The organism is Mycoavidus sp. HKI (genome assembly GCF_020023735.2).
Taxonomy (GTDB): domain Bacteria; phylum Pseudomonadota; class Gammaproteobacteria; order Burkholderiales; family Burkholderiaceae; genus Mycoavidus.
The window spans coordinates 324,431-339,956 of sequence record NZ_CP076444.2 but is presented as its reverse complement, the minus strand read 5'-3'; the positions used below and the strand labels follow the sequence as shown (position 1 = coordinate 339,956).

Annotated in this window: 15 protein-coding genes; 6 read left to right on the top strand and 9 right to left on the bottom strand. The window is 49.4% G+C overall.

The window, feature by feature from the left end; translation table 11 throughout:
• Positions 1–67 precede the first annotated feature (67 nt).
• The 4 genes from KMZ15_RS01330 to KMZ15_RS01315 all read right to left on the bottom strand — a co-directional run bounded on the left by KMZ15_RS01330 (position 68) and on the right by KMZ15_RS01315 (position 4,662).
• Positions 68–553 carry a Fic family protein gene (locus KMZ15_RS01330; RefSeq protein ID WP_258134752.1) on the bottom strand — a complete coding sequence of 162 codons (486 nt, stop codon included), beginning with the start codon at positions 551–553 and terminating at the stop codon, positions 68–70.
• Complete coding sequence (locus KMZ15_RS01325; protein ID WP_223693365.1) at positions 525–1,016, bottom strand: DUF4172 domain-containing protein; 492 nt, start codon at positions 1,014–1,016, stop codon at positions 525–527. Before KMZ15_RS01325 ends, KMZ15_RS01330 begins: the two co-directional genes overlap by 29 nt.
• Positions 1,017–1,398: 382 nt before the next feature.
• Positions 1,399–2,592, bottom strand: a complete 1,194-nt coding sequence (gene ccsB, locus KMZ15_RS01320; protein ID WP_223694627.1) for a c-type cytochrome biogenesis protein CcsB — start codon at positions 2,590–2,592, stop codon at positions 1,399–1,401.
• A gap of 9 nt (positions 2,593–2,601) precedes the next feature.
• A complete protein-coding gene (locus KMZ15_RS01315) occupies positions 2,602–4,662 on the bottom strand; it encodes a cytochrome c biogenesis protein ResB (RefSeq protein WP_223694625.1) in 2,061 nt (686 codons plus the stop codon).
• A 388-nt stretch (positions 4,663–5,050) separates the two neighbouring features.
• On the opposite strand from KMZ15_RS01315, the gene KMZ15_RS01310 reads away from it, so the two are divergent.
• Entirely contained in the window at positions 5,051–6,580 is a 1,530-nt protein-coding gene (locus KMZ15_RS01310; RefSeq protein WP_223693363.1) for a Fic family protein, read from the top strand.
• Here KMZ15_RS01310 and KMZ15_RS01305 read toward each other — a convergent pair.
• Entirely contained in the window at positions 6,577–7,221 is a 645-nt protein-coding gene (locus KMZ15_RS01305) for a cytochrome c (RefSeq protein WP_223693361.1), read from the bottom strand. The genes KMZ15_RS01310 and KMZ15_RS01305 overlap by 4 nt on opposite strands.
• Before the next feature lie 203 nt (positions 7,222–7,424).
• Here KMZ15_RS01305 and yihA point away from each other — a divergent pair, with 203 nt between their 5' ends.
• The 3 genes from yihA (at position 7,425) to KMZ15_RS01290 (ending at position 9,660) form a co-directional block, all read left to right on the top strand.
• Positions 7,425–8,063 carry a ribosome biogenesis GTP-binding protein YihA/YsxC gene (gene yihA, locus KMZ15_RS01300; protein ID WP_223693359.1) on the top strand — a complete coding sequence of 213 codons (639 nt, stop codon included), beginning with the start codon at positions 7,425–7,427 and terminating at the stop codon, positions 8,061–8,063.
• Positions 8,064–8,248: 185 nt separating this feature from the next.
• A complete protein-coding gene (gene hemB, locus KMZ15_RS01295) occupies positions 8,249–9,247 on the top strand; it encodes a porphobilinogen synthase (protein WP_223693357.1) in 999 nt (332 codons plus the stop codon).
• A 146-nt stretch (positions 9,248–9,393) separates the two neighbouring features.
• Entirely contained in the window at positions 9,394–9,660 is a 267-nt protein-coding gene (locus KMZ15_RS01290; protein ID WP_223693355.1) for a hypothetical protein, read from the top strand.
• A 263-nt stretch (positions 9,661–9,923) separates the two neighbouring features.
• On the opposite strand, the gene KMZ15_RS01285 is transcribed toward KMZ15_RS01290, so the two are convergent.
• Complete coding sequence (locus KMZ15_RS01285) at positions 9,924–10,166, bottom strand: hypothetical protein (RefSeq protein ID WP_223694842.1); 243 nt, start codon at positions 10,164–10,166, stop codon at positions 9,924–9,926.
• Here KMZ15_RS01285 and istA point away from each other — a divergent pair.
• Together istA and istB are read left to right on the top strand one after the other, a co-directional pair.
• Complete coding sequence (gene istA, locus KMZ15_RS01280) at positions 10,144–11,727, top strand: IS21 family transposase (RefSeq protein ID WP_223693353.1); 1,584 nt, start codon at positions 10,144–10,146, stop codon at positions 11,725–11,727. The two genes, KMZ15_RS01285 and istA, sit on opposite strands and share 23 nt — an antisense overlap.
• 27 nt (positions 11,728–11,754) lie before the next feature.
• Positions 11,755–12,537, top strand: coding sequence for an IS21-like element helper ATPase IstB (gene istB, locus KMZ15_RS01275; RefSeq protein WP_223693350.1), 783 nt, complete (start codon positions 11,755–11,757; stop codon positions 12,535–12,537).
• Between the two features lie 235 nt (positions 12,538–12,772).
• On the opposite strand, the gene KMZ15_RS01270 is transcribed toward istB, so the two are convergent.
• The 3 genes from KMZ15_RS01270 to rplQ all read right to left on the bottom strand — a co-directional run bounded on the left by KMZ15_RS01270 (position 12,773) and on the right by rplQ (position 15,383).
• Positions 12,773–13,177 (bottom strand): ATP-binding protein, encoded by a 405-nt coding sequence (locus KMZ15_RS01270; protein ID WP_223693348.1) that lies wholly within the window; start codon positions 13,175–13,177, stop codon positions 12,773–12,775.
• Positions 13,178–13,209: 32 nt separating this feature from the next.
• Positions 13,210–14,874 (bottom strand): protein-disulfide reductase DsbD, encoded by a 1,665-nt coding sequence (gene dsbD, locus KMZ15_RS01265; RefSeq protein WP_223693346.1) that lies wholly within the window; start codon positions 14,872–14,874, stop codon positions 13,210–13,212.
• Positions 14,875–14,978: 104 nt separating this feature from the next.
• Complete coding sequence (gene rplQ / locus KMZ15_RS01260; protein WP_223693343.1) at positions 14,979–15,383, bottom strand: 50S ribosomal protein L17; 405 nt, start codon at positions 15,381–15,383, stop codon at positions 14,979–14,981.
• Positions 15,384–15,526: the final 143 nt, after the last annotated feature.

Here is a 15,526-nt window from a genome sequence, read left to right as displayed (position 1 = left end):
ATCTCCGAAAGGTCGCGTGTCGCCGTGGCCTTTGAGACGCCGGTCATCTTCATATACTTGTCGACGTTCAAGCCGCCCAAGAAGCCACCGTCCTCGTCATCGAGCAGGCGCTGTAGCAGCTTGCGCTGCCGCTCATGAAGTCCACCACCCTCGTGCTTCTCCCAAAAACGTCCTTCTCGATTGCCTGGTCAAGAGCGTGGCTCGCGGCATGGTAGGCGGCCGTACATTGGCGCGCAAACCACTGTATCCACGCCGTGACATCGGTGTCGCCACGCTGAGCTTGGTTAAGGGCATCATAGTACGCCGAGCGCGAGGTTAGTAGCTGGCGCGAGAGGCTATAGAGGCGCACCGGTTGTCGCAAATGCTGCGCCATGGCTATGTCAGCGATGGCCCTCCCAATGCGGCCGTTACCGTCCTCAAACGGGTGGATGCTCTCGAACCACAGGTGCGCGATGGCGGCACGGGCTAAGCCATCGATCTTCTTGCCGCCCGCCGGCACCGCCCGGGCCTGCGCAGGCGATGTTTCAGAAAACCACGTGAGGAAACGCCGCATGTGCGCCGGCACGTCCTTGGATGGCGGCGCCTCGTAAATGCACCACTTCACGGCCGAACGGACCGCTCACGATCTGCATCGGGTCGTCATGATTTCGATATCGGCCGACAACGATGCGGTGAATGCCGGACGTGCCACCAGGAAACAGCGCAGATTGCCACCGGCACAAGCGCTCCTCATCGAGAGGCATGTCAAACTCTGTCGTGGCATCGCTAATAACCTCAATAAGGCCATCAACATGGCGGTTGGAGGATCCCGACGTTAAGAGCCCGAGTCGCCGCATCACGGATGACCGGACCACATCGAGCGACAAACGCTCTCCTTCTATGGCGGCGGTGGCCAGCACCTCACCCGATAGCGCATCCAGTGCGACTTGACTGGTACTGCCAAGGCCGATAGCCGTAGCCTTGCCTTCGACCACACCGTGCATCCGGTAGGCCTCCGCCAAGTCAGGTGCGGTCATCTGCGCGTCGTAGGCGAGATCAGGCTATTCAGCCCGACGCCAGATCCAGGTGGATTTCGTGTTCATAAGCCGAAATCTATCATATTCGACTCATATTTTGAGCCGATTCCACGGAATTGCGGCTCACGCAATCGCTTGCAAACAACGGCATTGCACTCAACTCCAATCAGGAGAGTGTTTCATTCTGAGGGCTGAAGCTTCTAGGCCGCCTCCTTGAGCGGCGTCACAACTCGATTGACAAGGAAGATCAACATATTATCGTATCTGCCCACCGGAAAGTGGTTGGAAACGTCAGCCCCAGGCTATTCTGAAGCAGAGGAGAATAGAAATGAGCGAGGAATTAATTTACCACCGAATCGACACCACGTTAAGATACAGATAATTACAACTGCCCGTAACTATGGAGACCAGACAAAAACATATTCACCCCCAAGAAAGCAAACATCGTCACCAGTAAGCCAATCAGCGCCCACCAAGCCGCCAAGGCGCCGCGCAAGCCCTTAATCAGCCGCATATGTAGCCATGCTGCATAGTTTAGCCAGACAATTAACGCCCAGGTTTCTTTAGGGTCCCAACTCCAGTATCCACCCCATGCGTCAGCTGCCCATAGCGCACCAAGAATGGTGGCGATGGTAAAAAAGGCAAAACCCACGGCAATTGATTTATACATCAGGTCATCTAGCACAACCAAAGCTGGCAAACGATCAACCCATACGCCGTAGCGTTTGAGCAAGGCAGCGACGGCAACCATCGCGGCTAGCGCAAAACTGGCATAACCAATGAAGTTCGCTGGCACATGAATTTTCATCCACCAACTTTGCAAGGCGGGTACCAGAGGCTGAATTTGTTGAGCCTCGCGCGCAGCAGCGTACCATATTAAAAAACCCACGGCCGCACTGATCACAAGCAGCACAAAGGCGCCTAATGCGCGCGTTTGATAATGCATCTCATAGTACAAGTAAAAAAGTGCCGTCAACAGGCAGAACAATACAAAAACTTCGTAGAGATTTGAAATTGGGATATGGCCAATATCTGCACCAATCAAATAAGACTCATACCAACGCACCATCATCCCCGTAAAGCCTAATAACACAGCTGCCCAGCACAGCCACGAGCCCAGCTTAGCGCCCACTGTTGAGCGCGCCAGTAAGCCGCCCCAATAAAACACCGTTGCCAGTAAAAAAAGGGTGCTCATCCACAAAATTGCGGATTGGCTCGATAAGAGATACTTTAAGAAAAAAACTTGCTCCGCTCGCGCCAGCTCACCGTGATAAAAAGCAATAGCTAAATAGGATAGAACTGCGATGAGTGCCAGCAACACGCGCACGGGCTTCCAATACCAACCCAGCACCCCAAAAACCGGTACCGCTGCTAGCAAAATAGCCTGCTCGTAGTAGTCCATACTATGACCATACTGCATGAGTGTAAAAATAGCACCGGCAATCAGCGCCCCTAAATAGAGCCAATCAAACGGCGTAAGTCGGTTTAATCGCGTTTGCATAGGAAAAGCTTCTGGGCTTGACGGCGTAGACAGGCCGGTTTTGATAGACGACTTAGTGGCATGTAAATTTTCCATCATTTAACTTCAAAGAGTGTCAGGTATATTGAGGGTTCTGCCAACTTGATGACGCAGCTGGACAAATTCGTTTTCAAAATCGAGGGTTCTACGAGCAGCAGACATGGCCATTAATACTGTTGTGCCAGCGTCATGTTCACTCTCTTTTAGCCAAAACCATACACGTCGTTCGCGCACATAAAACATAGCGAACACACCGAGCACCAGTAACAGACTACCAAAGTAAACAATCTTTTTTCCCGGCGAACGCGTCACTTGAAAAACCGAAGCTTTTACTTCATTAAATGAGTCAAGTTGCAAAAAAACCGGAGCGCGGTAGAAAAAACTATCGGATAAAGCATTGATGGCTGATTGCACAAAGCGGCCATTAGCCGCATTCTCTACATTAGGTATCAGTCCCGCTCGCTCACGCACGATTTGCCAAAGGTCCCAAAACGCCCCTTCTAGCGTACGCAATAATAACTCTACCGCTTTCGCTTGCTCGGCTTTAGGCACAGAGGATTCGATAAACTTCGCCAACGCAGCAAAGCCTCCTGCCGTATCTGCACCGTCATTCTGGATGGCTTGAGTCAGCGCCTGATCCCCAGCAAAAAGACCCAATACGCGCGCCGCACTTCGCTCCAGCTGCAATTGCAATGGTGTCCCCGGTTGAGCTAAACGCGCCGCAAAACGCTTGGCGGCAGCTATGCGCAAGAGCGGGTTTTGCAACGCTGCGCGCAATTGCATCCAGGTCTTCACCGTATGCTCCGTATCGGCTGGAATGCGCAGATAGCGAAAAGGCTGTTGCGGGTTTTCGCGCATTCCCGCTAAAAACACCCATTCGCCATCAATTTCAAGCGGCAGCATGTAATGATTGAATTCCCGCGCTTGGCCTGTGGTATCCCGTATCTTATATTGTACAGAAGGGCCTATATTGCGTAGCGTTTGCGGTTTAGACGTTTTAGCGCCAGACCCCAGCCGCTCATCAAAGGCCTCTTTCAATGAGCGGCGGGCAACGCCACGTACATCGGCTTTACCGTCGGCATCGGCAATATTCTCAACATTAATGGCGCGGAAATCGGTCAATTCGAGGGTTGCTCCGTCACTCGTTAAGGACAGTGAGCTATTAATGTGCCCTTTTAACGGAAAAGACCGCACCTTTGAACCCACCATCGGATAAGCCGTGAATTGCACACTTGACCCACCATCCTCAAAACTCGATTGATAAATAGCAATACCACGGTAAATAAAAGGTTTGTTCACTTCAATACGAGCTGCAATAGGCTGCTGACTCGTTTTATCCAAAACGACAATATCGCTGACAAAGCGTTTGGGCATCCCAGTTGAATAATATTCAACGATAAATTGATTAAGTTGGAGGGTGAATGGCAAATCTTGGATCAGCGTACCATCCACTTGATTCAGAATGGCAGTGGATACATGCTGACCTTCAGGTACCCACGCATAGCCACGAAAGCTTGGATTCGACGTACTTAGCCGGTGCTTAGGCGCAATTTCAGCAATCACTGCATTGCCTTGCAATGGGGATTTATCAAATAGCCACATTTGTAGACGCACCGGTAAATTACTATCAAGTAACCCACCGATACAAATCACCACAATCGCCAGATGCGCAAAGATATAGCCCAACTTGCTCAAGGCGCCGCGCTTGGCGGCGATCAGCAAGCCACCGTCGTTTTGTTTTACTTTATAGCGATAGCCACTCGCCTTAATCAACCTTTGCAGGCGTGCGGCGGTCTCCGCACGGGCATGAGCCCCCTCAAAATCAGCCCGATGCCCGAATGCGCGTAAGCTATTTTCTTGCACCCGATCTTTCCAACTGCGCATCTCAGCAATCATGTGTGGGCCATTACGCCATAAGCACAACGAAAGCGAGACAACTAGAAACAAGAGGATTGCGCTAAACCACCAAGAACTATAGACATTGTATAGGCCCAGTGAATGAAAAATTTCAGCCCAGAATGGGCCGAACTGAGCAACATAATTAGGATAGGGCTCTTGTTGCTTAAGCACTGTGCCAATAATGCTCGCGATCGCGAGCACCACCAATAAGGCAATCGCAAAACGCATCGAACTGAGTAATTCAATGGTGTTTTTCGATAAAGAGCGTTTTGTATTGAGCGGAGTATTTGAATTCAATTTCACAGACGTGCCTCGTCTGCTCTGCACACAATCGCTGATCGCCGGTGGGCCAGGCAAGCATCGGCACTTAATTTAATTCGGCCTTTGCCTATTGGAATATAGCCGCTCACGGCTTTTCGATGCTGCCACAGAACATATTCGATTGGTTCAGACAGACTAAATCGCGCACATTTTTGCGGGAAAATTGTCGAATGCGCACATTTTTGCGATAAAATCGTCGAATGCGCACATTTTTGCGATTTCGCGCTCATTTTTGCGATAAAAATATTAAACACGCTTACTTTTGCTATTTCGCATCCATCGTTGAGTCAATTCAATGACCTATTATGACTTATCAACCCAACAGCCTGTAGGATATACGTGGCTAGTTGAAGCATATCAATTGAAAACACGCCCCCATTGGCGCCCGTCTTTCATCAAAAGCAACGTTCAATCACGCGAAACCGTCAATCATGCCGACCATTTACAGCAAAATTTTCGTCAAAGTTACGCGCCAGAAAACACTATTTTAGGCCATCTTGAGTTTGCTTTGCGATATGAAGGTATAAATCTCGAAATCTTAAGCAGCCTCTTTATCCAAGACGGCAAAACACAATTGGAAACGGCCTTACAAAAATCAACTCAAGCGCATAGCTTAAGACGGCTCGGCTTCTTGTATGAAGGATTGACCAACACACAGCTTAACGTACCGGATACAAATAAAAAAAGGACTTACATTCAACTAGCTGACAACAAACTCTATGTAAATTACAACAAACCCGTCCGTAGCGAACGGTTCCGCATTGAAAATAACCTGATAGGGAGCTTCCAATTTTGCCCAATCGTACGGCGCACACCTACTATCCAAAAATTCTTAGAGCAAGATCTGGCAGGTGCGGTCAATCGTGCCCTCATGCGCTACAACCCACGTAGCCTCGAGCGAGCAGCTGCCTGGCTCTATTTGAAAGAAACCCAATATTCATTTGACCTTGAACGAGAAAAACCAAGCGGCAACAAAACCGAGCGTTTCATGCAAGCACTGCGTGAAGCAAGCGACCCCCAGCCCGTGACACAAGAACGTTTGTGCTTACTCCAAAATATTGTGGTTGATGCACGTTTTCGTGAGGTAGGCTATCGTAACAGCCAAAATTATGTTGGCCGAGAACTGAATAATGGGCTCCATCGCGTCGATTTCCTGCCACCTCGCCCCGAAGATATTCCTTCACTAATGAAGGACTGGATCGCTTGGACCAATCACCTAGCTGAAGAAGACGGGATAGCGGCCCCCATCGCGGCTGCATTAGCTGCTTTCTCTTTTGTTTTTTTGCATCCATTTATGGATGGCAACGGCCGTATTCACCGCTTCCTCGTGCATGAGGTACTGACACGCCGAGGCTTTACTCCACGTGGGTTTATCTTACCCGTATCAGCCGTGATGAAAGCTCGGCTAGATGAGTATATTTGTGCGCTAGAAGCCTTCTCAAAACCATTAAAACGCTTAACCGATTACTATCCGATCACACCCGACATTCCAGCACGAGGAAACGATGCATTACTGTATCGGTATTTCGATGCAACCCCACAGGTCGAGTTTTTATTATTGTGTTTAAAGCAAGTGATCGAAAAAGATCTTGAGCAGGAACTCCAATTTTTACTTAAACGCGACACCCTCTATGCAAAATTAAATGAAGAATTCGATTGGCCAGGAACAGCGCTTGATAAATTTATTATTTTTGTCCATCAAAATCAAGGAAAGTTGTCCAAAGCTAAACGTGATAAATATTTCTCTTACCTAGAAGATGCTGAGATTTTAAGGTTTGAGGAAATTTATGACGATGTTTTCAAAGCTATGCCTCCAGAAGCTTAGCGCAGACCCGCAATATAATCTGCCAGCGCCTTAATTTCTTTGTCTGATAAACGCTCTGCAATCGCCTGCATAGGGTCATTGTTAGCACGCTCACCTTGTTGAAAGGCCTGCAATTGCGTGATCGTGTAATCTTGCCATTGGCCGGCTAAGCGCGGATATTGTACTGGCATGCCAGCGCCCGTTGGGCCATGGCATGCGGCACAGGCTGGCACGCCTCTCTCGGCGATGCCGCCACGCCAGATTTGCTGGCCATGCGCTGCCATCTCCTGGCTGTGCGCAAAAGCGAGCTTTTCTGGCAAGCCAGCAAAATAAGCTGAGACATCCCACATGTCTTGTTCAGACAGTACTGAGGAAAAGCTTGCCATAATAGGATTGTTGCGTTTTGGCGCTTTGTCACCGGGCTTAGTTTTGTAATCAAGTAACTGTTTATACAGATATTCAATATGCTGACCAGCAAGATTAGGCGCGAGACCCGTTGCCCCGCCGCCCTCTACGCCATGGCAGGAGATACATACCTGGCTTGCAATTGCTTGACCACGAGCAGTATCTATTTTTACTGACATATTGTGCGGGTAGGCCGCCGCTGTGTACGCCACTAATCCCACCCACATCACTCGCCAGAACTTGTATGGCCGGCTCATAGAACCCCCTTGTCTCGTTTTGTTGTTGTCTCTCAAAACCGGTCTAATAGGCTTTTTACTTGATTTTTATATTATACAATAAGGACTTTTCCAAGGTTTATAAACGGCCACCATAAGCTTATGCCGGTTTAAGTTAAACCACCACGTGGCAGCTGGCGTCAAATGGGTGTAAGTTTTTTCTACCGCCTTCAAGGCACACATTTATGTCTTTCTTGCTTCACCAAGCGCGGTTTCTTGTTACCGTCAATCATTTACGCGATCTGCCTCCATCGCCATTACCAGAAGTCGCTTTTGCCGGCCGTTCTAACGCTGGCAAGTCAAGTGCGATTAACGTACTGTGCAATCAAAGGCGGCTTGCTTTTGCTAGCAAAACGCCGGGACGTACGCAGCATATTAATTATTTCTCAGTCGGCCCGGCCGATCAACCTCGCGCCCATCTGATTGATTTACCCGGCTATGGCTACGCTGAAGTCCCGGCTAGCGTGCAGATACATTGGGAGCAATTACTCGGCGGTTATCTACAGACACGGACACAGTTATGCGGTTTAATTTTACTGATGGATGCACGCCGCCCATGCACGGAGCTTGATTGGCAGATGATCGATTGGTTTGCCTCAACCGGCAAGCCGATTCATATGCTGCTCACTAAAGCCGACAAATTGACCCGGCAAGCCAGCATTAATACGCTCCGCACGGTACAGCAAAAGCTCGCTGAATACACCATGCGATTAGGCCTGCCGAATCAACTCACGGTACAACTCTTTTCAACTCTAAAGCGCGTGGGTCTCGATGATGCGCAACACACGATCGAAGCATGGTTGAAACCGACTCATCAAACCTAAAATAATGGTGTGAAAGTGAGCAAAAAAAAGCCGCCGTCAAAGCGGCGGGAAAAAGCCTGTGAATTAAGCAGCAGGCTCCCGCTCAGGGAGGAGAAGCGGGGAGCGCATGTAATATCTACAACGCTCGTTTCCCATAATATATCAATTTTCCCAAGAAATTCAGAATTTACCCTCCAATTTATGCTATGAGCGCCTACCCTGTCTATCGATCACGCCGGATGCGTGCTAACGAATTTTCTCGCCGCTTGCTATGTGAGAATGTTTTGACCAGTAACGATCTGATTTATCCAGTTTTTATCGTTGACGGTCATCAGGTACGGCAAGCTGTGCCGTCAATGCCTGGGGTTGAACGACTGTCAATTGATCTGTTGCTACCGGTGGCGCAGCAATGTGTTGAGTTGCGCATCCCCGTGTTGGCGCTTTTTCCAATGATTGAGCCCTCTTTGAAAACACCTGATGGCCTAGCGGCAACACAAGCTGATGGTTTAATTCCGCGCGCCGTACGTGAATTGAAAAAGGCGTTTCCAGAATTAGGTGTGATGACCGATGTCGCACTCGATACTTACACCAGCCATGGGCAGGATGGTGTGATCAATGAAATGGGCGATATTCTCAATGACGAAACCATTGAAATTTTAGTTAAACAAGCCTCTGTGCACGCTGCAGCCGGCGCTGATATCATTGCCCCATCGGATATGATGGATGGCCGGATTGGAGCGATTCGCGCAATGCTTGAGAGCGAAGGATATCGCAACACAAAAATTATGGCCTATGCCGCCAAATATGCTTCTGCCTTTTATGGTCCATTCCGGGATGCCGTAGGATCGGCCGCCCAGCTTGGCCAAAGCAACAAAATGACGTATCAAATGGATCCGGCCAATAGCGATGAAGCATTGCGTGAAGTGGCGATGGATATAGAAGAAGGCGCTGATATGGTGATGGTGAAGCCAGGTATGCCTTACCTCGATATCGTGCGGCGCGTGAAAGATGAGTTTCGTTTCCCAACTTATGTGTATCAAGTAAGCGGTGAATATGCGATGCTAAAAGCAGCCGCTCAAAATGGCTGGCTTAACCATGATCAAGTCATGCTTGAGTCGTTACTGGCTTTTAAACGGGCAGGGGCAGACGGTGTCTTAACTTATTTTGCATTAGATGCGGCAAAATGCTTGCGCGCCATTGGATAAAAAACCCTTTATAACCCTCAGGATTACCCACAAATTTGTCGGAAGAATCGCTAGAGAAGTCAGAATTTAATTTAACGCATCTACCGGCCACGGAAGGTCTGAGCTATTGCAGCAACAAACATGTACGTGTATTCATGATGCACAGTATGTTGGCAGTTACCCCGAAAGGATTGCCACTAGGCGTACTGGGAATGAAAGCGTGGGCACGCGATCTGAGTGAGTTGGGCAAAAAGAAACAGCACGTTAAGAAGCCGATTGATAAAAAAGAAAGCGTGAAGTGGCTCGAGGGCGTAAAGCAATTGACGGCCCTCAAAGCTGGATGCCCTAAAACGCGCATGATTAGCGTGTGTGATCGCGAGCGGATATTTACGACTTATTTGTTGCACCGCGTCCAGATGGAGTCGATTGGTTAATTCGTGCCTCTTGGAATCGCAAAGTGGATCATCCTGATCAATACTTGTGGAAAGCGATGGCATCTGCTCCCGAATTAGGCCGTATAGAACTTAACGTGCCTGCTCGTAGCAACTGTGCACAGCGCATCGCTCAGCTGGCCATAAAATTTGTGCAACCCCATCAAGTTTAAGTTAAATCATTTCACACAATTTCACTGTATTTCACGCAATTTCACTGTATTTCACACAATGCTTTGACTACATGCCAGACGAGGGAGCGGCTATCACCTTCGTGCGTATTTCAGCGCATCGTGACCGTCCATTTCAGGAGCGTGACCGGTCATTTCAGATTTATCGTGACCGTTAATTTCAGAATTGTCGTGACCGATTTTAGATAAAATTTTTGAAATCGGAAAGCTAGAAATGATCGGCGATTTGATAAGGCTGTAGGCAAGCGAAGGTAATTTGAACAACCCGGTATCGTGTGCGCTTTTTAGGTATGCGATGCCAAGTCGACGAATTACCATGCGCAAAGTTAAAGAAGTATTAAGGCTGCGGTATGAATGCCGCTTGTCACTAGAGGCGATTGCCCGGGCCCTGTCGCTCTCTAAAGGTGTTGTCGCCAAGTACATTAAGCTTGCTAGCCAAGCGGGTCTAGCCTGGGAAGAGGCGCAAACGCTAGACGAAACGGCACTGTCATCCAGACTGAAGCCCAAATCTGAGACACCTGTGGTGCGCGCGTCTCAGTTCATGCCGCCGGATTATGCCTGGCTCCATCAAGAGCTTAAACGCAAAGGCGTGACGCTGCAGTTGCTGTGGGAGGAGTATTGCGCGCAATGTCCTGGTCGGCCCTATAGCTACACAAGCGTGTGCGTACATTATCGCGCTTGGGCCAAGACACTCAAGCGCTCGATGCGTCAGGTTCATCGGGCTGGCGAGAAGTTATTTGTCGATTATGCGGGTCAGACGATTGCGGTGTCTAACCCGCATACCGGTGAAATCCGTCAAGCCCAACTGTTTGTAGCAGTGCTGGGAGCCTCTAACTATACATTTGCAGTGGCCACTGGGACTCAAACTGCCGCAGACTGGATTAGCGCACACATCCAGGCACTCACCTATATCGCAGGCTGTCCTGAGCTGATCGTTTGCGACAATGCCCGAGCCTTGATTGCTAACCCGGATCGGTATGAACCTCAGGTGGGGCGTCTGTATGCTGAGTTCGCTGCCCATTACGGTTGCGCAGTATTGCCTGCACGGCCTTATAAGCCGCAGGACAAAGGCAAAGTGGAAGTCGGTGTGCAAATTGCTGAACGCTGGATTCTCGCGCGCTTGCGTAACCGGCGTTTCTTCAGCTTGTCCGAATTGAACCACGCTATCGCAACTCTGCTGATAGACCTCAACGCCCGGCCATTCAAGGAATTGCCTGGCAATCGCATCCAAGCGTTCGAGGTAATCGATCGTCCAGTGCTGCGGCCGCTGCCGCCACAGCCATTCGAGTTGGCGCACTGGAAAAAGGCGCGAGTGTCGATTGATTACCACATCGACGTCGATCGTCATTATTACAGCGTGCCCCACCAATTGGTGGGGCGTGACGTCGAGGTGCGCATCACGACTGGCATGATTGAATGCTTCCATCAAGGCAAGAGGGTGGCCTCCCACCCCAACGTAGCAAGTTGCCTGATACCTGGCGTGAAGAGCCACCACACGACTTTGGTCGAGCACATGCCCAAATCACACCAAGCTCACCGGCAATGGTCGCCAGGACGATTATTAAATTGGGGCGAATCGATCGGAGAGGCCACACACCAAATCGTGCGACATCTGCTGGACTCTAAGCCTCATCCTGAGATGGGCTATCGCTCCTGTTTAGGCTTGATGCATTTGTTGCGCACCTTCGGCAAAGAGCGCTTGGAAGCGGCGTGTACACGCGCCGCCGCCTTAGATGCAATGACCTATAAAAGCGTCTCCAATATCCTGAAATCAGGCCTGGACCGTATCGAGCCATCCCCACCGGCTACACCCGCGGCCCAAACCGAACTTCGCTTCACCATGCACGACAACGTGCGTGGACCGGGGTACTACCACTAATGCCATCACTCACCTAAAAGGAAATCTATGTTGAATCAGCACACCCTCAACCAACTTAAGGCTCTCAAGCTCGATGGCATGGCCATCGCATTGAGCGAGCAGTTTGCTCAGCGTGCTACCGATGATCTATCGTTTGAAGAGCGTTTCGGCATGTTGGTTGACCGCGAATGCTCGCACCGTGACAACCGTCGCATCGCGCGCTTACTGAAGCAAGCGCGCCTGAAAGTGTCCTCAGCTTGCTTGGAGGATATCGACTACCGTACTGGGCGCGGCCTGGATAAGCGGCAAATCGCCAGCTTCGCATCCTGTGATTGGATCCGGCGCACACAAAGCATCCTACTCACCGGCCCAACTGGCGTCGGCAAGACCTGGCTGGCTTGTGCATTGGGGCAGCAGGCTTGTCGCTGTGGCTTCTCGGTGCTGTATGTGCGCATACCCAGGCTATTTGAAGAGCTGCGTATTGCCCACGGCGACGGCAGTTTTACTCGCAAACTGCAGGCTATCGCTAAAACTGATTTGCTCATATTGGACGATTGGGGCCTACATCAACTCACCCAGGACCAACGCGCCGATCTGTTAGAAATCATTGATGACCGGGTCTCCTCGCGCTCAACCCTGATTACCAGTCAATTACCGATTGAGCATTGGCATGAATATTTGAACGATCCAACTCTCGCTGATGCCATCCTCGATCGAATTGTGCATCAAAGCCATAAGCTTAAGCTCAAAGGGGAATCGTTGCGCAAACAGGAAATTCGTACTCAGTACGCGACACAGTCACAACGATCTGACCTGCAGCCTTCACCTTAGCCATGGCGCTTATCGCATCCTCTTTAGGGCGACCGTTTCTGTGCGCCTAAATTTATTCTTATTACTACTGCGTAACATATTCTTGATGCTAAAAAGCAAAGTATGAGGTCTGTGATTGAGCAAAAAAGTAGATATTTTTAATTCGAATTTGACACTCATCGTGACCGATTTATGTACAATCTCAACACCTTCGCTTGCCTAACTTTATCGGTCACGATAAATCTGAAACAGGCGGTCACGATCGCTGAAATACGCAACCTTCGCGTTTAATGAACCCTGCTTCTTCTAATTTCGCCAAATCAATTTGTACCATTCTCCTGCTAGGTGCATTCGCTAATTTTTCTACCACTTGAGCGCTATTGAGCGGTAATGCTTCTAACACTTTCAATATCTCCTGTTGACGTGGAGTCGGCGTAGGAAGCTCAATAGATGGGCTTATATGAATAGGATTTTTAAACGTCAAAATAACCGTAAAGCTACCTGTTGACTCTACAAATCTAGGTGACGGATTGCCTGCTGCTTTACAAAAATCTATCATTTCCTGCGTGCCACGCCCCCAACGCTCAATCATCCTACATATATAGAGGACATTCGCAATAATAGGATTGCGCGGATGGGAATCTGGCGATTCTTCCGACAAATTTGTGGGTAATCCTGAGTTTATAACCAACCTTATGGAGCCCGGTAAATAGGCTCGAGCTTTTTTAAAAAAGTGCTCGGTGATTGATATCCTATCATCCGTAATGCCTGGATTTCATCACCATTTGCATCGAAAAAAATTATTGCAGGGGGTCCATATAAGCCGAATTGCTTAAGCAATGCACGGTGGTTTAAATTATTGTCTGTCACATCGGCGCGCAACAGATTAAATTGCCGTAGTTGTGTTTGGACCTGGCTATCTGTGAAGGTGATTTTTTCCATTTCTCGGCAATTGGCGCACCAATCTGCATAAAATTCGAGCAAGCTTGGCTGCCCACTGGTTTTAATTCTATGCTGGAGCTCGTTATTTGATTGAATACGGGTAAATTCTATCTGCGCCGGCAGTGGCTGTAGCGGCTTAAGCAGTGGCCAGACCAACCATAGCGCAACGGCGGCCAGTAATAATGCGAAGGTACGCTTAATCGCGCTCATCCAAGCGCCCGCACGAGGCAATAGATGACCCGCGCCAATCCCCACCAGCAACAAGGGTACGCCCATCCCTAACGCCATTGAAAAAAGGGCGCCACCGCCGATGACCAGATTACCCGTATGTGCAATAAAAGTCAGCACACCAAATAGCGGCGCCGTCATACACGCGCCAACAATCAGTGCTGATAATGCACCCATGGTAAATACAGCAAGCCATTTGCCGCCTCTTAATTTATGCTGCAACAGCACGGTATTAATACGATTTTGCCAAGATTGAGGCAACTGCAATTCGTAACAACCCCATAGCGAAAGTGCAAACACAAACAATAACAGCGCAACAGCGCCACGCACCCATGGGCTTTGTAAATCTGGGCCGAGACTATAACCAGCAGAAGCGGCTGCCATGCCGAAGATCGTATAGACTACCGCCATCCCCAGCACATAAGCTGCGGACAACATAAAGCTGCGCCAACGCGAGAGCTGTATTCCCTCACCCACAATCAGCGCCGATAAAATGGGGATCATCGGTAATGAGCACGGAAATAAGCTGAGTGCCACACCCAGGATGAAAAAAATAATCAGCATGGTGAATAAATCATGCCCTGCCAGCACCGCTTCTGCATACTGAGAGCTGTACAGGCGAGTGATATAGCCCGTCATACGGTGGCCACTCTCGGTTATGCCTAAACCATCGCCTAGCATACCCAAAGCTTGATCTAGTATCGCGGGCTGAGCTGCGGCCATTGACGGTGGCTGTAACGCAACGCCTTTGATTGATGCCAAATGCGTTAGCGGGGAATAACAGAGCCCCTGATCAGCGCAGCCCTGTGCATGCACAGCAAGCTCGAAAGAGCCCACGGCACGCGTAACCGGGAGATGAATAATGATTTCGTGCCGGTAGGTTTCAATCTTTTTTTGGAGGGTCGCATCGAATTTAATCTGGCCCTGCGGCATCATCGGCTCACCTAGGGTTGCCTCCCCTCGCTTGACGCTAAACCCAAAACGTTCACGATACATGTAATACCCGTTAGCAATCGAGACATGCACGTCGATTCCAGCAGGCCGTTCTATCGTGTTTATTTTAAAAGCTGTTGCAGCATCGAGAAGAGGCTCATGGGCCCATGTCGTGGCCGTGTAAAACAGCGCACTCACCAGAAAAATAATCTTCCCAATCAATCGCGAGCGCTGGATAGAGTCATTGAAGATCATGGGTTTTTTATGCTTTGGCGACACCATAAATAGAAAACCAGGCACTTGGCCTGGTTTTCATATTTCTCACGTATTACGCTTTTAAGCGCTTTTGTTTACGTATTTTATTCTTGTTCTGCGACCACGCTGGTTGCCTCAGCGTCATCACTTAGCGGACGGTCAACCAATTCAACCAATGCCATAGGGGCATTATCACCATTACGGAAACCGCATTTTAGAATGCGCAAATATCCACCTGGTCGATTCGTATAACGGGGACCCAACACCTCAAATAGTTTGAGCACCGCAGTGCGGTCACGTAAGCGACTAAACGCCAAACGATGGTTGGCAAGGGTTGGCGTTTTACCCATTGTGATCAATGGTTCGAACACTTTACGCAAAGCTTTGGCTTTAGGTAAGGTGGTTTTAATCAGTTCATGCTCGATCAACGAGACAGACATATTTTTCAGCATAGCCAAGCGATGGCTGCTGGTGCGGTTCAGTTTGCGCAAACCGTGACGATGACGCATATTTACATCCTTACATTAAAAGTTTTGTTCCAGCTCTTTTTGCTATCCAAGGATAACGGGCCGGTAATTAATAAAAGCTTCAACTCGACAGACAACGCTCACTCAAAACACGCCGCAAATAGCCGAGCTATCTACGGCGTGAG